We start from the raw sequence: 19532 nt of genomic DNA, 5'->3' as shown, positions 1-19532 counted from the left end.
CCCGCCCGGTGCGTGTCCAGCCTTCTTTTCAGCAGACACGCACCGGAACTCACCCGAGATGACCGGTTTGGAAATATCCTTTTTTCTATTATATCGAACCTTCTCTGGAATGACAAGCCACAAATTCATGCAGAATGGCTTCGACACGTTCCAGCATCTCCTCTTCCGTGCAGAGTTCTTCCGGTTTCATGGATTCCAGGTAATCGTAGAATGCCATAAGAACGCTTGGCTCCCGGATACCGAGGTAAATCAGCCGCTCTGTCCGCGTCTGGAACAGAAGATAGCCCTCGTTTGCATTGACCGAAATATTCAGCGCATGCTCTGCTCTCTCTTTCGTTTCCCGGATCATACGAAGATTTGCGCGATCCCGCAGCGCCAGAAAGCGGCGGATCAGGGCGATACGCTCGTCAAAGTCCAGCGGAGAATAGCATTCTTTTGGATACTCATCCACGCGCCCCGTTTCCAGGAAACTTTTGATGCCATCCTCTGAAAAAAACATCGTCGTTTTTTTATCCAGTACCTGTGTCTGCATCACCTTTGCGTACTGTGCAACCGCCCGTATCATCTGCTCACGCCCCGGCATTTCTTTTACGAGATGGCGCTCCAGCATTTCTGCTGTCAGAAGGCCGGAAAGACACGGCATTCTCTGGAAGAAATACCGCGGGGAATCTGATGCGATAAAGTGACGAATCAGTGTTTCCGTATAGCCAAGCTGGGACTGTACCGTGTCAAGACGTTCAAACAACGGCTCCGACTGTTTGAAATAGCCTTCAAACATCTCGCGCATCATCCGCAGCGTCGTCTCCTCCCGGAACAAAAGTGCATTCTGGTAATCGGCGCTGAAAGCAAGCGCACAGTGCTCCGTCAGGATGAGGTACGGGAAAAGGCGGAACTCATTCAGCCGTGCCGTCACATTGTCGTAGTAGTACCGCGCACGGTAATCGCAGCCGCAGGCACAGATCGGGAGAATTTTCTGCAGACAACTCAGGTTGTAATTTTTCCGCATCGAAACCATCTTCTCGTTGTTGTTCATGCAGAACAGATGTTGAATCGTCAAATTCGGGTTCTGTTCCCCGAATACCTGCAGAAGTTCCATGGCAAAATCGAAGTCCGGCTGGACCAGAACGGAAATTTTTCCGTCTTCTTTTACAGCTTCACCGAAAAACAGCTGCAAAATTGCATGCCGCACATGCACTGTGCCCCGAAAGGGAATCTCTCCGCTACCCCCCCCCCGTTCAATTCCAGTTTTGCAATCTCCGCCTCATGGAAGATATATTCCTTTTTCCCCTCGCGGCAGCTGAACGTTTCAATCAGTTCTCCGACTGATTTGCGCCGGTAATAAACCTCTTCACCCATCTGGGTAATGTAAAATGCATCCATGAAATCTGTTTTTTCCCGTGGCGTCAGCTGCATGAACTGTGCCATCTTCCGCACAACATCCTCCCCGGACGGATTTCGTTTTCCATTGATGATCTTATACATGAAAGAACGATCGAGTCCGCAGAACTGTGAAAGCGGGTAAACCCCGACATCCTTCATGGTGATATATTCGGATAATAAATCTGAAAAAACTGACATAGAGCCTCCTGTATCTCAATATTTTGCGTCGATTCTTTTCCAATATAGGTAAAAGTTTACCATGTTCAGAGAGACTTGGCAATTCTTCCGTTCGGCTTTGCATATCGTTTTTCTTTTTTTACAGGATTTTCACACTGTTATGGAAAAACCGACGGAAAATTCCGCCGGTTTTTCTCTCTTTCGACCTGTTTAATCTTTTTTTATTCCAAATACAGTCAGTGCCTGACGTGGTGAAATACCGAGTCCACCGACACTAATCAGCGTATCCTCTGCCTCCAGCAGAAGATTTTCCTTCTGGAATCTGACGATCATGCGGCCACCACTCAAACCGTCCATCCGCCGAATCTCCATCTCGAGCGTATTTAGCGTACGCCATGCAGCAGAACCAGCATAAATATGGCCATCCGCTTCACTATAGGCAAAATCCCGGCGCATGGAGAGGACAAATTCCTTTTCTTTCCCGCCTTCTTGTACTTTCCAGTACATCTTATCGCTGCCAAAGGAGAATCGCATCTCCTGAATCGGACTTGTCTCCAGCGAAAACAGACCGCTTCCGCCGATCAGAATTTCTGCGGAATCCGGTAGCTGCTGGTTCCCCATCAACGGAGCAGATACATAAACATGCTTGCTTACCTTCTCTTCCATAAAAGGATTTCTCGTTCCTCTGCGCGGCGGCAGAGCCAGATCTGCGGTACGCTCTTTTACTGCACCGGCAAGCGGGGATGGCGGCAGCTCTCCTGCCTCTTTCTTCACATACGGGATCAGTTCCTCCTGCAGTGCGCTCAACTCCTCCTGCGTCTGTTCTGTTGCTGTTGTCAGGATCACAATCAGATCGAGATCCGGGAACACAACGCCGAACTGACCGTACGCACCATCTGCGCGGAAGGAGCCCGGATAACGGCACATCCAGCACTGATAGCCGTAGCCCTGCGCCCAGTCTTTTACGTGGCCTTCCGAATCGCCCTCCGTCTCAATCTGCTTGCGGCAGGCGCGTTCAAACCAGTCTTTTCGAAGCAGCTGTTTTCCTTCCCACTCGCCCTGTCTGGACAGAAAATACGTGAATTTTGCCATATCCTCCGTCACCATCTTCATACCGCCTCCACCGAGCTCCGTTCCGTCTCCGAGCAGCGCACAGGTAAGGGATGTGATGCCAAGCGGCTCCAGCAGACGGGATTTCAGAAACTCTGTGACGTTCTGTCCCGTTTTTTTTCTCAGAACGGCAGCCAGCATGTTGGTTCCGGCTGTATTGTATTTATAAAATGTTCCCGGTTCATGGAGCACCGGATGATGAAGAAAGGTGGACATCCAGTTTTCGGAATTGTCCATAATCTCCGTCTCGTGACCACACCCCATAATCAGCAGGTGATGCAGCGTGATTTTTTTGAGATTTTCGGATGGATTTTCCGGCAGCAGGTCCGGAAAGATATCGACAATTTTCTCATCCAGCGATAAGATTCCCTCCTGCTCTGCAAAACCAATCGCCGTTGCTGTCAACGATTTACTGAACGAATACAGTGGATGACGGAATTTTTCATCATACGGCTTCCACCAGCCCTTCGCTGCACACTGTCCATGGCGGATCACCATAAAGCTGTGCAGCTCAATCTGGTTCTCTTCGATTCGGTCGAGAAAATTCAAAATTCCTTTGGAGCTGATTCCAGCTGATTCCGGTGTCACATCTTTAAAGTATCCCATTTTGCTTTTCCCCTTTCTCTCAGCCCTTATGCATCAATTTCGTAAAGTTCAACGGAAAGATCGCCCTTCCAGCTTACGCGGTCGTACGGTGTCTCCGGATAAACCACTGTAGAGATAGCATCTACGCCATCCTCAGCAAACAGTTCCAGAATGGAAACATCAAAAACAAGCTCCAGATTCCATGCTCCGTCTTTCTTTCTCGCTGCGGTGCTGATGGAATATTTCTCTGTCATGAAATGCTCACTGAATTCTTTGTAGCCCGCCATGGTACGGTCAACCGTGATTTTGGTGTCGCTTACATAAATCTTCAGTTTCTGTCCCACTGAGTTTTTCAGGCAGATTTTCGCATCTCCCTTTCCGGAAATTTTCAGTCCGAAGGTCTCTGTGCGAATCGTTGTGTGGTTCTCGATCGGGTAACTGCTGTGGCGGAATTTTTCCAGTCCGGCCGGAGCTGCCGCAAGGGTCAGAGCACCATCTACTTCTGTCAGGGACAGTTTTCTTGCCAGAGTTGCCTGACCACAGTACTCTTCTGTCGGAGTCTGTGCTGCATACTGCCAGTTCATACCCCATCCCATCAGCAGAACATCTTTCGCATTCTGGAATGTAACGGCTGCATAGTTGTCGAAGCCTTCATCCAGCCATCTTGGCTCATCGGACGGACAGGTGCAGAGGAATTTTTCTCCATCGAAATCACCCAGGAAATACTGCATTTTGCAGTGGTCGTCCTCGGAGGCTTTTGTCATGCTGACAACAAGAACCCATACATTTTTTCCCTTATACTCAATCGGGAACAGATCCGGGCATTCCCACACCCCCTTCACATGATTTCCTTCCGGTCCGAATTCTCCTGTTTTCTCCCAGTTTTTCATATCCTGGGATGCGTAGAAGAAGACACGGTCCTGCGCTGCAAGAACAAGGCTCCAGCATCTTCTGACCGGATTCCAGAACGCTTTCGGGTCACGGAAATCGGAAATTCCCGGGTTTTTGATGACCGGATTCAGATAGGACTTTTCAAAGTGCCGGCCCTTATCATTGCTGTATGCAATACTCTGCTGTTCCAAACCGTCCTTGTGATGGCTGGTATAAATAGCAATGATTGGCGGATTTTCATTGGTACCATACTCAGAAGAATTCTGCGTATCATACACAGCACTTCCCGAAAAGATAAATCCAAGTTCATCCGGATAAAGTGCGATTGGCTGATGCTCCCAGTGAATCAGGTCGCGGGATGTTGCATGCCCCCAGTGCATCGGTCCCCAGCTGGTATCATACGGGTACTTCTGATAAAAGAAGTGGTACACGCCATCTACATAAACCATGCCATTCGGGTCGTTCATCCAGCCTTCTTCCGGTGAAAAGTGAATTTTCGGTCTGTAATCTCTTTTTTTCATCATTTTTGTAAAACCTCCCAAGATAAACAACGGTCTGCAAAACCACTTCCATCGGCTTTGCAGACATCCGTCGTTTTTATTTATAGTAACGCTTCAGAGTCCCATCTCGATTCTGCCATGCTGCATCGTTACCGTTTATAAATGTTCCATCCCCTATTTTTTAATAGTGTACATTTTCACTTCCAGATCTCCGTCTGTGGAAACCACCTGATACGGAGCATCCGGGTAAACGCATACGGAAGCGGTCTCCAGACCACCATCTGCATAAATCTCCAGATAGGAAACGTCAAAAATAATCTCCATGTTGACATTTCCGCGCATGTAACGTTTTGTTGTAGATACCAGCAGATCCTCTTTTTTGAAGAGCTTCGGATCTACATCATCAAAGTAACTAAGGTCGCCGCTCTTAGAGCGGTCCACCGTGATGCTGTCCACCGTTACCTCGATGACTACTTCCTCACCTCTGCTGTTTTTCAGCGCAATTCTTCCGAAATTGCCCTGCACGAGAAGTCCAAAGCTCTCGGTCAGCAGCGGCTTCTGATTTCCGATCGGGAAGGCACCCGCACGGTACTCATCGATCCCGAACGGTTTTGTTTTCAGGCGGTAGCCCTCCTCGGTCTCACAAAGTGAAAGTTCTCTTGGCAGTGTCATCAGACCGGAATACTCACCGGTCGGAACAAAGTTCGCGTAGAGCGGATTAACGCCCCATCCAAGGTAAACCGGACGGTCGTAGTTTCCATACGTTACACCGGCATAATTGTCGAATCCGAAATCAATCCACAGCGGCTCGTCTGTGATCTCGGTGCACTGGAAGGTATCTCCGTCAAAATCACCGACGAAATACTGTATATTGGCACGGCCTTCGGTTCCCGGATGTATCATGCTGACTATCAGAATCCATTTGAATCCGTCAAATTCATTTCCTGTTTTAGCACGGATCAGATCGGTGCATTCCCATACAGTCGGCACTTTATTGACACCGACACCGAACTCGCCTGTTTTCTTCCAGTTTTTCAAATCCTGGGATGCGTAAAACTCTGCGTGGTCGCCGGATGCCAGAACAAGGCTCCAGCAGTCCTTTTTGTCATTCCAGAAGACGCGTGGATCACGGAAATCCGGTGTGCCCGGGTTTTCGATCACCGGGTTGCCATAATATTTTTCAAAATGCTTTCCCTGATCCAGGCTGTATGCAATACACTGCTGCTCCAGGCCCGTTTCCATATTGTGCGCCGTGTAGACAGCCACCATCGGTTTCTCACCGTATTTCGCAAATCCGCTGGTGTTATTTTCATCGTATGCCATACTTCCGGAGTACATCGTTCCGATCTCATCCGGGTACAGGGCGACCGGCAGATGCTCCCAGTGAATCAGGTCTTTCGATACTGCATGACCCCAGTGCATCGGTCCCCATACAACGTCATTTGGGTTATGCTGATAATACAGATGCCAGATACCATCGATATAAATCAGTCCGTTCGGATCGTTGTTCCAGTTTTTCTCCGGTGTAAAATGAATGTTCGGTCTAAAATCTCTTTTTCCCTGTTTACTCATAGGATCCCTCTTTTCCTGTTCTCTCTTTTCCTATTTTATCTTTTTCCATTTGGAACTTCAACAAAAAAGAAATAAGAACGAAATAATCTTCTTTTTAAATATGGCCATGTTATATGGGATACAACATGGCCACATTTGGAATTTCTTTAGTTATAGAACATTAATTGCAAATCGTTTACGTTACTGTTTTTTCGTAATCGCTTTTCGCCCGATTTTTAGTTTGCTGCAGAAGCTGCTCGATCTACTGCGCCCTGGTAAATCTCAACCAGTTCGCTCAAACCAGCGCCCTCAAGCTCTGTCTTATAGGACTCCCAGCTTGCATCATCAACGCCGCCGGTTACCCATGTAGTGATGTAACGGTCAACGATATCGGAGACGGTCGGCTGAATCTGTGCCAGACGCTGAATCTCTTCCTGGGTCATCAGAACACGCGGAATGGTGTCATACTCTTCCATGATGTCATCTTTACCGTTTTCTTTCTGCATCTCGAGAAGTTTTACAGCATCGAAGGTGTAGCCGCAAACGGTGTCATAGTACTCGTTCTGAACGATCATAGAACCACGGCAGGTTGTGGAGTTTACACGAGCCTCACCAAAGTTCTTATATTCCGGATTCAGAGGTTTGTAGTTTCCGTTTTCATCGAGCGGTGTACGAAGAACGCCGTCTTCGTCTTTCTCATAGTTGTATCCGATTGCGCCCCAGTTAGATGTAACAGAGATTTCCGGATCGCCTACCATGTAATCTACAAATCTTGCAACAACGTGCGGGAATTTGCAGGTCGTTGTGATTGCTGTATCGGAAGAATCCTGCAGCTCAGAGTAGTTGCACTCGAAACCGGTCATACCGTCTTCGCCCTGCAGTCTCGGAACTGCTACGTACTGATCATGTACTTCCTGGTTTGTAATTTCCTGATCGCCCCAAACACCGAAGGAACCGATCTTTGCAACATTCTCTTTGATCAGAGAAGATTTGAATGACATACTTTCATCTGCCTCGAAGGAACCGTTCCAGATCAGTCCTTCTTCATACAGCATGTTGAAAAATTCTGCTGTTTTCTTGAATGCTTCGTCTGTTGCAGTGAACGTAACTTTTCCGTCAACCATTCTTAAGTGATCCGCATAGGAGTTTCCTCCGCAGTAGGAGTCAGCGCATCCGAATGCACCTGTGAAACGATAGAACAGGTTGTAGGAACCAAAGGTATCGGTTGCGCCGAACCAGGTTGCCATCGGGATTTCATCGTCTTCGCCGTTTCCGTTCAGATCGCCGCCGTCGCGGATTGCTTTCAGGCAGTCTACCCACTCGTCTACGGTTGTCGGCACTTCTTTGCCTACTTTATCCAGCCATGTTTTGTTGATCACGAATGGTCCAGGTGTTAATACAAGACCTTTCATTTCCTCTACGTACGGGAATCCATATTTATGGCCGTTCGGAGCGGTGATCTCAAGCTGATACTGCTCATTGTCATCGAGGAATGCTTTCAGGTTCGGCATATACTCTTCGATCAGGCCTTCGGTCGGAAGGAATACATCCTGGTCTGCGTACTGAACTACGGTGTTTCCGGATTTACCATCGCCGAAGTTCCAGAATACATCCGGAAGATCCTGTCCGGAAGAAAGCATCAGATTGATTTTCTCTGTTGCGCTCTCCTGCGGGATCGGCTGCCAGTCAAACTCTACTCCTGTGTCCTCGAACCATTTCTGGCACATAGCCAGGTCGCCTACTTCTACGGTTCTGTCTGCAGAGTTTACGATCAGAGCGGAAATTTTTCCGTATTTCTCTTCGAATTTTGCCGGATCTTTGATGATCGGAAGGGTACCGTCGAGCTGGATGATTCCCTCATCTACTGCTTCCTGCTCTTCTGCTGTGAGACCTGTGTCACCTGCTTCTGTACCGGATGCAGAGGTGGTGTCTCCTCCTGTGCTTCCTGCACCGGAGCTGCTTGAGCTGCCGGAGCTGTTTCCACAGCCTGCGAGCATGCTGGTTACCATAAGGCTTGCCAGTAATACGGATACGATTTTTTTCTTCATATTGTTCCTCCTTTATTTTGCTGCCTTTTCCGGCAGTGAAATACGTTAGTATTTTTGTATTCCTACACATAAACCATGTCTGCTATATCCATGAATTCTGCAACAATAAATTTTCTGTTCTGCATCAGCCCTTGACTGCACCGATCGTAACACCTTTTGCGAAGTATTTCTGCAGGAAAGGATATACGCACAGAAGCGGGAATGCGGAAACAACTACGACACAGTATTTTAACTGCTCAGCCAGTTTCTGTTTTGTTACCATCTCAGAAGCACTACTTCCCATCTGGTTGGACTGGTTCATCAGTACCAAGTTTCGAAGAACGACCTGAAGAGGCATCTTGCTGTCATCCTGCAGGAACATCAGTGCGTTGAAGAACTGGTTCCACATTGCGGTTGCATAGAACAGACACATAACTGCGATGATCGTTTTCGACAGCGGAATTGCAATTTTGAAGAAGAATCCAAAATCGCTGCAGCCGTCGATTTTTGCTGCTTCGAGAAGCTCGACCGGAATACCACTTTCAAAGAAGGAGCGGCATACGATCAGGTTGTAAGCGGACACTGCTACCGGAAGGACCATAGCCCATGTTGTGTTGTAGATGTGCAGCTGCTGTACGGTTAAGTACATCGGAATCATACCGCCGCTGAAGAACATCGTGAAGGTGAACAGGAACATAATCGGTTTTCTTCCTACCATATCGTATCTGGAAAGTGCATAGCCGGCCGGAATGGTGCAGACCAGGGAAATCAGCGTTCCTAATACGGTATATTTGATGGTGTTTGCATAGCCGGTCCAGAGCGGCTGGTATTTCAGTGTGGTTTCATATCCGTTGGTGTACCACGCTTCCGGATAGAGAAGAATTTTACCGGAGCTTACAACAACCGGGTCTGTAACAGATGCCAGAAGCACGTAATACAGAGGATATACAATTGCAATACAGACAAGGATCATGATGACGGTATTGATCACGGTAAAGACCTTGTCTCCCGTACTCATTTTTACTTTTTTCTTTTTCACAGTGTTATTATTTGCCATTTTTCAAGCCCCCTGACTCTTAGAAAATACTGATATCGCTGGTCTTCTTTGCAACTGCGTTTGTGATAACCAGAATAATGAAGTTTACAACGGAGTTAAATAAGCCAACGGCTGTCGCAAAACTGTACTGTGCGGTCTGGAGACCTACTTTGTATACGTATGTCGAAATGATCTCACTGACGGTTGTGTTGGTACCGTTCTGCATCAGATAAGCTTTCTCATATCCCACGTTCATAATGTTACCTACCTGAAGGATCAGCATCAGGATGATGGTCGGCATAATCAGAGGTAAATCAATGTAAAGGATCTTCTGAAATCTGGAAGCACCATCCATCGTTGCTGCTTCGTAATATTCCGGGCTGATTGCGGTCAGTGCTGCGATGAAGATGATGGCGTTGAATCCCATCGTCTGCCAGATGTTACTTCCGATGAAGAGTTTGCGGAAGTACTCCGGAAGGCTGGTGAACATGATTGCTTTTCCGCCGGCTCCCATAACTGCGTGGTTTACAAGACCGTTTGCGGAAAACAGTACGGAAATCAGGCTGACTACAACTACGTTTGACATAAAGTACGGTGCGTAGGAGATGGTCTGGATGATTCGTCTCGGTCCGCTTCTCTGTACCTGGTTCAGTAAGAGTGCGAAGATAACCGGAATCGGGAATCCGATGATCAGGCTCTCCAGACTGATGACGATCGTGTTCTTGATTGCCGTCATGGCAATACTGGTACTGAAGAACATCTTGAAATACTTGAAGATCGGATCTGCCCACGGACTTCCCATGATTCCCATGCGGCCTTTAAAATCTTTAAAGGCGATGATCAGGCCGTACATTGGATAGTAAGCAAAAACGATCAGCCAGATCAGTGCAGGAATCAGCAGGATGTACAGCTGCCAGCACGAGAGCGCTTTTTTCAATTTTCCACTTTCTGCCGTTTTCGGCGATGACGTTTTTTTCTTCATAGTTCCCTCCTTATTTCTCTAAAAGCTTTACCAACCGCTTTTCGTTCCACATTTGCATCGTTTCCGTTTTGGCACTTTGCCTTGTGGAACCTGTTCCATACCTGTATCATAGTACGCAGTTCGCCCAATGTCAACAAATCATCAATATTTTTTCGTCATTTTCAATATTTTCACAATTTTTATTTTGTGTTTTTGTGCAATATGCATCCTGTTTTTCATAAAATTCACACTTATCTTCTTTCTTCTCCCATTCTCCTGTTCCACATGTTCCGCTGTTCCATGCTTTTCCTGTTCCATATGTTCCACTTTTCCGTTTTTCACTATTTTTTCGACAATTGCAACTGTTTCAGCAGCGATTTCATATCCTTTTGCTCAGTCTTTCTGCCCTTTTGCCGTATATAAGTTGGTTTTATTTCATTTTTATTTTATACATGAAAAAGAGACACCCTTTCTTTTCAGATCGAGTGTCTCTGATATCTGTTCTTCTTCTGTTCTATCGCAATCCCGGAAAATGATGCAAAATTCGGTAATTCCCTGTTTTGTTATCTTCAGGTACTTTCTCCTTTTCGGAAGGTCACATCCACAATCTGCTCCATCTCCTCAATCTTCTTTCCGTCAATCATGCGGATGATTGTGTCCACGCTCCGCTTTGCGATTTCCGGCACATTCTGACAGACCGTCGTCAGCTCCGGTGTCAAAAAGCGGGTAAAATCCAGGCCGTCGTAGCCAACCACCTTCAGTTTTTTCGGAATCTTAATCCCTTTTTTCTGCAGCATCTTCATGCACGCTGCCGCTGTGACATCGGCTGTAAAGAGTCCATCAATTCCATCAAAATGGCTGATGTATTTTTTCCAGATCGTCGGGCCGCTCTGAAAATTCAGAATCTTGCTTCCGGCATCAATCGCTGTAATTTTACATTTATGCTGTTTGCAGACTTCCGCAAACCGTCGGTAACGATCCATGGAGCAACCACGCTCTGTTGCACTCGATGCAAAATAGAGCACATTCTTACATCCTGCGCTCAAAAGCGCCTGCGCCGCAAGCTCACCGCCGCGCTTATGGTCGGAATGTATACACGGAATCCCTTCGGTGACGTAGCGGTCAATCATGACAATCGGACGGTGAATTTCCGCCAGGCTGACAGAAGACGGGATATCCGCACAGCAGATAATGCCGTCCATGACATTTCGCTGCAGCATTTCCACAAATTCCTCGATGCGGTTCGGATTGTCCCCAACCTCGCAGAGCATGCACTTGTAGCCATTGGTGTACAGATTATTCTCGACATGTTTAACCAGAGATGCCATAAACGGATGTGAAAGATTCTTAACAACAATTCCGATAAAACCGGACTTGTTGCGGAACAGGTTCTGGGCAAGCTCATTTGGTTTATAGTTCAGTTCCTCCACTGCCTGCATGATCTTCTGTTTTGTTTCATCGGAAATATACCCGCTCCCATTGAGTGCACGGGATACCGTTCCGATTCCTACTCCCGCTTTGATCGCGACATCTCTAATACTTGCCATAGTTTCTCCTAACTCCTATTCTGACACTGGGCTGTTTTCTCTGACTCGTTCCGGCTTTTCCCCCGCTGCCGGTCTGTGGAGCCCGTTCCACAATGCTTGATTACTTTTATTTTAAAGCACCGCAATCTACAAATCAAGTTAAAAGCTGAAAATTTAAGTACAAAAAACAAGCGACTGTTTGGATCATTTCCCTTTTTCTGGTGAAACCATCCAAACAGCCTCCTGTGTTTTTGTCACTTTTGTCTTATTTTCCAAAAACGCTCATTCATGCGGGCATGCTTTGCGATTTTTCTGGAATTTCATATGTCCCTGAACATTCAGAAACGCTTAATCGTTTTCCAACGAGATATCACCATCCTTTGTCATCAGTGTGATTCTGCCCGCTGGCTGATCCGGTACATAAGAAAAGCTCTGCTCGTCCTCCTCTTTCTGCATCAGATTCTCCATGGTATCCGGTACATCGATCTCCCCAAAATCTGTCTTTGCCGTAATTTCCAGCCGTTCCAGATCTTTTTTACCCAGTTCAAGTTCAATATCGCCGTAGGAGTTTTCCACCGACACGTCTCCGGAAAGCTTCGTATTTTGGATTTTCGCATCGCCATCCTCCAGCGTGATCGACCCATTCTCCCACGTTCCACTCTTCAGTTCCACATCACCGTAATCTGCTTTGCATTTGATATTCTGCATGTCACATCCGAAAAGTGTGATATCTCCATCCGCATTTTGCAGTCTTCCGCTTTCCGCCTGGATGCCATTCATCTGCACATCACCGAATCCCATCGTTACCTCTATTTTTTTCAGTACCTTCTTTTCTGGTACATACAGAATCACTCCTGTTTCCGACTGTTTACCGCCACTTAAGATTTCTTCCGTAAAGTCAATATTAATGTAAATCGTATCGGACACTGCGCTTGTCTCTTCGATGCTCAGAACACCGTCCCGCACGCGATATTCCACTGCAGTCTCTCCTTTTTTCGACGGAATCCGCCAGGCGAGATAACAGGAATCGTCACCGGACGGAAGGATGTTCAGGTCGCCGATCGTAAGGTCTGCCTGCAGTTCATCAAAATCATCAAGTTTTATCTTTTCCTGTGTGGAAATGCCGTCTTCTTTCTTCGCAGAACCGCTCATCGCATTCAGATCATACGTTTCCGCGTATGCTTTTCCGCCGCTTGCCCATCCGCTGAACATCAGCACTGCACCGGCAATACAGCAGGCACATCCTGTCAGTAATGCTGTTTTTGTCCATTTTTTCATGATCTGCTTCCTCCTTTTTTCGTTACCTTACGTGTACACCACACGAACAGCCGTCCCATCCATTTTGCAAAGTATACTCCGAACACCGCGCACAGAATACTGATTCCCAGCATGAAAACGCCCATTCCGGTAATAAAGCAGAATCCGCCGAAGGAAACCGAGACTGCCAGAATGCCGCGCAGCAGCATCTTAATTCCGGCGGCCACGCCGACAACTGCAATCAGAAAGACGCTCATATCAAGCAGTGCCGCACAGAGGGCCGCGCAGAGCAGAACGATGAGAATGCTGATCAGAATCGGGGCTCCGATCGGGGCTGCAAACAGGGCGAGAATCGCGATCCAGACGACGTTGGCGCCTGTCGTTTTTTTCTTCTCTTTCTGTTTTTCTTCCTTTTCCATTGCCTCGCGTTCATCTACTTTTTTGTCCAGAAGATTCCGCATCAGCTCGGCGGCTGCCTGTTTCGGTGTTCCGAGTTCTTTGATCACGGCCTGCTCATTTTCCGGACCGGCATCTGCAAAATACTCGGTGAAGTATTCCATCGCATCTTCATAGTCGCTCTGCGGAAGCTTCCTCAGATACTTTTCCAATTGTTTCAGATATTCCCCACTCGTCATTCTTTTTTCCTCCACTCGATGATGTTGTCAATGGTGTCACGATAGGACTTCCATTCGCCCTGCAGGTAAGCCATCTGTGTTTTTCCTGCTTCTGTGATCGAATAATACTTCCGTTTTCTGCCCTGGTACTCTGCGGAATACGTCGTCACGTAGCCCGCCTTTTCCAGTTTTTTCAGGATCGGGTACAGTGTCGACTCTTTGATGTCTGCAACCAGTTTGATCGTCTGGCTGATTTCATATCCATAAGAATCTTCCCGATTCACAATCGACAGGATCATAAATTCGATCAGCAGTGCTGATACCGGAAAATACATAAAAAACCACCTCCGTTAGTTTCTGATATGTAAAATATTTATATATATATAATTTATACATATCATAAGACTATGGAGGCGGTTTGTCAAGGGGAATATATAAAATTTTTACATATTCGCTGTCATGTCATCATCTGTGTTTATTTCAGGGCTTTTCCGGAACCGAATGCGTCGCCGACTTTGTCGCCCATGGCGAGATAGGTGTTGTTGACCGGGTCGAAGGCGATTGGTTTCAGTTTTTTCGGGTCGATCTTTCCGTCGGTCAGAACGCTCTCGTCTGCGCAGACGTTCACGATCTCGCCGACCAGAATGCCGTTGTCAAAGCTTTTCACTTTGCACTCCAGTGCCATCGGAAGCTCTCATTGAAATCTGTGACTACACCCCATGCAGCATTCATGGCATCCGGGTTGCCATCTTTGTCGTATGTTGCAATGATCAGAACCGGAAGTGGATACATGTTTGGTTTTGCTCCAAAATTTTCTCTGCAAATTTTCTTAATCGTTTAATTTTCTCGTCATATCATGCCATTCCTCGCCGCCCCAGGTGGATGCGGAGATTCCCTCGTCGTGGAAATTCATCTTTTTGTACATCTCCACCTTATCCTGCAGGCAGGTCAGAATGAGCTGTTTTCTTCCGTTTTTCTGTTCCCGGCGGCTGTACTCTTCCATCAGCGCGCGGGCGATTCCCTGGCCGCGGTATTCCGGCAGGACACTGAGACCCAGCAGCATGACGTTTTCTCCCTTCGGGTCGTACAGACTGATTTCATCGAAAAAGGCATCACGGAATTTTGTCTCGTTTGTTGCAAGTCCGTTCAGCGTTCCGGCGATTTTTCCGGTTTCTTTGTCTACTGCCGCCAGAAACAGCTCCGGCGCGTACTGCACCCGCTCGCGCATGCTCTTTTCGGAGCACGCCTCATTCGGCGGAAAGCACGCCAGCTCAATGGCAACGCCCTGTTCCATTTCATCCTGGCGGATGGTTCGAAGTTCATATCGTTCCATTTTATGGTATTCCTCCATTGCCCGCTCAAAAAACTGCAGAAAACCGTCTTCCACGGCAAGCTGATCGAGCGCGGCTTCTTGCTCATTCAGATCGTAATAATATTTTCCGGTCCGCAGATCGATCGACAGACGGTCGAGCGGAAAGCCTTTTTTGCTCATCGGATGGGGTGTGCTGACCATGCGGAAAGGAGCGCTCTCCATTGACGGGTCCATCGCGTCATAGCGGTGGTCCGCATCAAGAATCAGCGAAACTGCGTTTTTGTAGCGTCCCGTCAGGCCGCCGTACTTTTCTGCAAGGGCGGCGTAATGCGCGGTCATTTCTTCATCGGACAGATACTTTCCGTTCACGGTCCGCACATGGACGCCGGGCTGGTCGTCCTCTGCCACGTTGTCAAAATACAGACCGGAATCACAGGAGAACACCGGCATATGAAGCGCGTTGAAATACGCCTCCGCCTTTTTCCTGGCATTTTCCAGCGGCGTTTTTCCATCCTCGATAATCTCTGGCTGCTTAACACCGCCAAGATCTTTCAGCCCGATCAGCTCAATCCCAAGACCGGCAAGGCGGTGACGCATCGCGTCGAGTTTTGCCGGGTTGCCGGTTCCGTACAGTAACTTCATTTCTGCCCCCTTCTATGCCTCGATGCCGAACTCTTCCGGGCGGAAGCGCGGGCAGACATTTTCCGACGATGTGATGACGGATGCAGCAAGACGCGTACCGATTTCAACTGCCTTGCCAAGCGTTTTTCCATAGGTCAGACCGGCGGAAACACCTGCGCAGAACGCATCACCGGCTCCTGTTGTATCTTTTACCTGTACTTTCTGCGCCGGGCAGAAGCCGCTCTCTCCGTCTGCTTCCGCATAAACCGCTCCGTCGCCGCCCATTGTTACGACCATGGCCGGAACATTTGCCGCTTTCAGACGCTCGGCGAGAATCTTTTCCATCTCGGCCGGTGTTTTTTCGCTGTAATCATCGGAGAAGAAAACGCCTGCCTCGATCTGGTTGCAGATCAGGCAGTCAAATTTCTGCAGAAGATCTCTTCTGCTGACTGCGATGTTCATGTTGCTGACAACGCCGTACAATTTTTTATCGTATTTTTCACAGAGCTGTACCAGCTTTTTGATGATCTCTTTGTCCATATCGATCTCTGCCACAATGGAATCGCAGTTTTCGATAATTTCATCTCCGTTTTCTTCCAGAATATCGAGAATCGGCATCAGGTTCGGGCGCTGGGAAATGGAGCCCGCCAGGTCACCGTTGTGATTGAAGACAGCAAGCCATGTTCCCATACCGTTCGGGATTTCTTTCATGTATTCGGTATTGACTTTGTGGCGCTGCAGTTTGCGCACAACATCCTCGCCGAGTGCGGTATTATCCGCGATTCCAAGGAAGGTCGGGCGCAGTTCCAGGTTTGCGATATCCTCCACCACGTTTCGGCTCACACCGCCGTGGATGTATTCGACATGGCCGGCGTTTCTGCCGTCCGGGACGTAGATGTCCTCTGGAAAACCTTTGATATCCACAAAAACTGCTCCTAATACTACGATTCCATTTTTATTTACTGCCATGTTTCTTTTTTCCTCTCCTGTTTTTTCATTCCTTCTTTTTTCAGACAAGCCTCTTCGTCTGTTTCACGAAATTTCTGTCTTATCAGCATCCAAATAATGCAAGGCACTTTTACATTGCTGCTCTCTGCTACTGTCTCGACAGTTGAGACAGTGAAGAACGCTCAACTCCTACACAATCCATCCGCTCTGACCTCTGATTGGCCATACACTCGCAGGGAGTTGAGTTGCCGGATTTCACCGTCTCGACCTGGAAGCTGGTCCTTATTTCTTTGTTTTGACATCAAGACTACCGTCTCAACGGTACTTTCGTTGTTCCAACAAAGTTCCTGTATTTCCCTGTCTCCAAAATACACCGGGAAGCGGAACTTTATGTGCTTCAGGAATCTGCCATCCGGCTGCTCCTGCTCATAAATGTCCACCTGTTCTACAAAGCTGTTAAGAAATTCTTTCTTCTCCAGGTCGGTGAACTTATCATATAGTTTATCAAAATATAAAAGAAATTGATAGACGTTTTCTTCTGATATTTTCTGTTGCTGAATATTCAGCAGGCGATTCTTGACTTCTTCTATACTGTTCTCCACGCCTTCAATCTCATCATACAAACGGTATAACCTTGTCTCCATATCCTGATATTTCTTCTCATAAAATTTATCCATGATATCCAGACTATCCATCTGCTGTCCGAGTCTTGCTTTTGCTCCTGTCAGCTGCTTATGCTGCTTTTCTAATCCTTCAATCTCTTTTTCTATTTCTTCTGTATCTATTCTTGAACCGATTTTATTCAGAATTGCTTCTTCGAATTTAGGATTCTTCACCAGCTTCCGAATAACTTCTTCCACTGCATTATTAATCTTCTCCTCGCTCCATTGTTTACGATATCCACATTTATGACCGTCTACCAGGCGACGATGTTTGCAGGCATAATAGAAATAATCCTTATATAAGGTTCCGTCTTTCTTTTTCTTTCGGTTCACATTCCCATACATACCGCTTCCACATAACGGGCATCTCAATATTCCGGATAAAATATGCTCATGCTCGAGACTATGTGTCTTTTCATATTTCACACCTGTTTTTTCCCGTTTTTGATGTGCCAGCTCCCAGTCTGTTTCCGAAATGATTCCTTCATGGATACCATCGTGTAGCATATAATTTTCCTGCTTTACAATACGGTATTCATTTCTTGTACCAGATACTTTCTCGTTCTTCCTTCGTCCATAAGCCAGCTTTCCACAGTATACCGGATTATCCAGAACGCCTTTTATAAATGAAGCGGCAAATGCGTCCAGTGTATTATTCTGTCGTTTTTTCTTTTTATATCCATGCTGGTTCAGCCATGCAGCAATCGCAGAAATTCCCATATTTGTATGAATAAATTTATCATAGATCAGACGAATAATCTCTGCTTCGTCCTCTGCGATCTGCAATTCTCCATTTACCAATTCATAGCCATATGGAGCAAACCCGCCGTTCCATTTTCCTTCCCTTGCTTTCTGCTTACGTCCTTCCATTGTCTGAACAAGGATATTCTCTCGTTCGATCTCTGCCACCGCAGACAGAACAGAAATCATCAGCTTTCCACTATCTTTTGAGCTGTCAATCCCATCTTCAACACAGATCAGATTCACTCCAAAATCCTGCATCCTCTGCAAAGAGTTTAATACATCTGCCGCATTACGACCGAATCTGGAAAGCTTGAACACCAGTACAAACTGTACCTCATCTGTTCCATTCTCAATATTATCTAACATTCTCTGAAATTCCGGTCTGCCCTCTACGCTCTTTCCAGACTTACCTTCATCGGAATACTCATTTACGATTTCCATATTCTGAAATTCTGCATATCTCTTGAGTTTTCCTTTCTGAGCATCCAGACTGTAGCCATCCACCTGCATGGTTGTGGATACTCTGGTATATATATCGCATTTAATCTTTTTATTCTTCATAATCTTCCTCGCAGTATAACTCCGTTTTATTGTCCCAACTTTATTTTAGTACTTGTTCCAACTATTTTCAATACTTATTTTCTTATTGACTCATTTCTTTGTCAATCCTATAATTAATACAAAAAAAATCCTCTAAGACAATAGGTATTTCACTATCTCTTAGAGGATTTTTCTTTACTTTAAATGGTATCTGGTAATATTTTTCCAGTTTTCCTTTTTCATACTGATTCCCACTCTGTGGCAATGAAAGTTTTTTATGAAGCGGTGTATCCGCAATAGCATCTACCGTTCTGTATGTGAACAGTCGTTCTCCATGTGCACATACGTTTCTATACTTCGTGAGAACCGATAGAAACTGCTCCATCTGATGCTGATTCAAAGGTTCAAAGTTTTTTGATACTTTTGATTTTAAGGATTGAGGAAATACTCGGAACATTTTTGATAAATTTCCAAACGTAAGTACATTCGCCAAAACCCATAATGGAATTTCACCATATGTCTTGCGATAATAATTGATATATGTATAATCTGTGGTCGTTGTTGCCCGTTTCAAGGTCGCTATCAACTTTACGATTGTTGCATGATTTCTTTTTGTATGATTATAATTATTAGCATCCAGGTACTGCTTCTGCTCTGCTCCATACATTTCAGTAAAATAGTATGACATCAAAGAACGCATCTGTCGCTCAACCTGCAGTAAATATTTAAAGAACAACTCTCTAAGCTCTGCATCAAACTTATACAGACTGACTATTTCTTCAAAACTTGTTCCTGCTTTATATTTCTTTGTATTCGATATTCTAAAAAGATGTTTATATCCTCCCATAAGAGGAAAATATCCTATTTGGCGTAACATCTCTTCTGCATATTCTCTGTCGTTTATTTTTATTCCCTTTTCGTCACTGATCCAGGAAACCTGATCACTAAAAGAAGAGAATTTTTTCGGTGTCTGCATATCATTTCTCCTTAAAACAAAAGAGGGAGAGACCCGCAGGCTCTCCCCCGCCTGTAGGCTTCGCAAGTTTCTACAGAACGATCACTGAGCTTAGTATACGTCATTTTAAATGTC

General features: G+C 46.4%; 19 protein-coding genes. All 19 read right to left on the bottom strand.

Annotation, left to right across the window (positions count from 1 at the left end):
• Nucleotides 1–88: 88 nt before the first annotated feature.
• The 19 genes from DXD02_RS10225 to DXD02_RS10145 all read right to left on the bottom strand — a co-directional run bounded on the left by DXD02_RS10225 (nucleotide 89) and on the right by DXD02_RS10145 (nucleotide 19418).
• A complete protein-coding gene (locus tag DXD02_RS10225; protein WP_118666814.1) occupies nucleotides 89–1189 on the bottom strand; it encodes a hypothetical protein in 1101 nt (366 codons plus the stop codon).
• Entirely contained in the window at nucleotides 1147–1578 is a 432-nt protein-coding gene (locus DXD02_RS10220; protein WP_118666813.1) for a helix-turn-helix domain-containing protein, read from the bottom strand. Before DXD02_RS10220 ends, DXD02_RS10225 begins: the two co-directional genes overlap by 43 nt.
• 189 nt (nucleotides 1579–1767) lie before the next feature.
• The gene (locus DXD02_RS10215; protein WP_118666812.1) at nucleotides 1768–3273 is read right to left on the bottom strand and encodes a serine hydrolase domain-containing protein; all 1506 of its coding nucleotides are present in this window, start codon (nucleotides 3271–3273) and stop codon (nucleotides 1768–1770) included.
• A 26-nt stretch (nucleotides 3274–3299) separates the two neighbouring features.
• The gene (locus DXD02_RS10210; protein WP_118659498.1) at nucleotides 3300–4667 is read right to left on the bottom strand and encodes a glycoside hydrolase family 32 protein; all 1368 of its coding nucleotides are present in this window, start codon (nucleotides 4665–4667) and stop codon (nucleotides 3300–3302) included.
• Nucleotides 4668–4817: 150 nt separating this feature from the next.
• Nucleotides 4818–6215, bottom strand: coding sequence for a glycoside hydrolase family 32 protein (locus tag DXD02_RS10205; RefSeq protein WP_022461557.1), 1398 nt, complete (start codon nucleotides 6213–6215; stop codon nucleotides 4818–4820).
• A 215-nt stretch (nucleotides 6216–6430) separates the two neighbouring features.
• Nucleotides 6431–8242 carry an extracellular solute-binding protein gene (locus DXD02_RS10200; protein WP_022461556.1) on the bottom strand — a complete coding sequence of 604 codons (1812 nt, stop codon included), beginning with the start codon at nucleotides 8240–8242 and terminating at the stop codon, nucleotides 6431–6433.
• A gap of 124 nt (nucleotides 8243–8366) precedes the next feature.
• Nucleotides 8367–9278, bottom strand: a complete 912-nt coding sequence (locus DXD02_RS10195; protein WP_082426161.1) for a carbohydrate ABC transporter permease — start codon at nucleotides 9276–9278, stop codon at nucleotides 8367–8369.
• A 19-nt stretch (nucleotides 9279–9297) separates the two neighbouring features.
• The gene (locus tag DXD02_RS10190; RefSeq protein ID WP_022461554.1) at nucleotides 9298–10239 is read right to left on the bottom strand and encodes an ABC transporter permease; all 942 of its coding nucleotides are present in this window, start codon (nucleotides 10237–10239) and stop codon (nucleotides 9298–9300) included.
• 141 nt (nucleotides 10240–10380) lie between these two features.
• Nucleotides 10381–10536 (bottom strand): hypothetical protein, encoded by a 156-nt coding sequence (locus DXD02_RS15465; RefSeq protein WP_158565053.1) that lies wholly within the window; start codon nucleotides 10534–10536, stop codon nucleotides 10381–10383.
• Between the two features lie 251 nt (nucleotides 10537–10787).
• On the bottom strand, nucleotides 10788–11765 hold the full coding sequence (locus DXD02_RS10185) for a LacI family DNA-binding transcriptional regulator (RefSeq protein ID WP_022461553.1): 978 nt from the start codon (nucleotides 11763–11765) through the stop codon (nucleotides 10788–10790).
• A 327-nt stretch (nucleotides 11766–12092) separates the two neighbouring features.
• Entirely contained in the window at nucleotides 12093–13022 is a 930-nt protein-coding gene (locus DXD02_RS10180; RefSeq protein ID WP_022461552.1) for a DUF4097 family beta strand repeat-containing protein, read from the bottom strand.
• Nucleotides 13019–13636 (bottom strand): DUF1700 domain-containing protein, encoded by a 618-nt coding sequence (locus tag DXD02_RS10175; protein ID WP_022461551.1) that lies wholly within the window; start codon nucleotides 13634–13636, stop codon nucleotides 13019–13021. Before DXD02_RS10175 ends, DXD02_RS10180 begins: the two co-directional genes overlap by 4 nt.
• A complete protein-coding gene (locus DXD02_RS10170) occupies nucleotides 13633–13950 on the bottom strand; it encodes a PadR family transcriptional regulator (RefSeq protein ID WP_022461550.1) in 318 nt (105 codons plus the stop codon). The genes DXD02_RS10175 and DXD02_RS10170 overlap by 4 nt, the downstream gene beginning before the upstream one ends.
• 140 nt (nucleotides 13951–14090) lie before the next feature.
• Nucleotides 14091–14300, bottom strand: coding sequence for a hypothetical protein (locus tag DXD02_RS10165; protein WP_330425959.1), 210 nt, complete (start codon nucleotides 14298–14300; stop codon nucleotides 14091–14093).
• A complete protein-coding gene (locus tag DXD02_RS16120; RefSeq protein WP_330425958.1) occupies nucleotides 14279–14407 on the bottom strand; it encodes a hypothetical protein in 129 nt (42 codons plus the stop codon). Before DXD02_RS16120 ends, DXD02_RS10165 begins: the two co-directional genes overlap by 22 nt.
• A 37-nt stretch (nucleotides 14408–14444) precedes the next feature.
• Complete coding sequence (locus tag DXD02_RS16115) at nucleotides 14445–15569, bottom strand: non-canonical purine NTP pyrophosphatase (protein WP_118601407.1); 1125 nt, start codon at nucleotides 15567–15569, stop codon at nucleotides 14445–14447.
• Between the two features lie 12 nt (nucleotides 15570–15581).
• On the bottom strand, nucleotides 15582–16517 hold the full coding sequence (locus DXD02_RS10155; RefSeq protein ID WP_118666811.1) for a carbohydrate kinase family protein: 936 nt from the start codon (nucleotides 16515–16517) through the stop codon (nucleotides 15582–15584).
• Nucleotides 16518–16678: 161 nt separating this feature from the next.
• Nucleotides 16679–18463 carry a recombinase family protein gene (locus DXD02_RS10150; RefSeq protein WP_226906416.1) on the bottom strand — a complete coding sequence of 595 codons (1785 nt, stop codon included), beginning with the start codon at nucleotides 18461–18463 and terminating at the stop codon, nucleotides 16679–16681.
• Between the two features lie 82 nt (nucleotides 18464–18545).
• On the bottom strand, nucleotides 18546–19418 hold the full coding sequence (locus DXD02_RS10145) for an Abi family protein (RefSeq protein WP_243108244.1): 873 nt from the start codon (nucleotides 19416–19418) through the stop codon (nucleotides 18546–18548).
• Nucleotides 19419–19532 lie beyond the last annotated feature (114 nt).

This window comes from Blautia sp. TF10-30 (assembly GCF_003481245.1).
GTDB classification, from domain to species: domain Bacteria; phylum Bacillota; class Clostridia; order Lachnospirales; family Lachnospiraceae; genus Fusicatenibacter; species Fusicatenibacter saccharivorans.
Note: the sequence above shows the minus strand (reverse complement) of the source record. Positions and strands in the feature narration are given on the sequence as shown.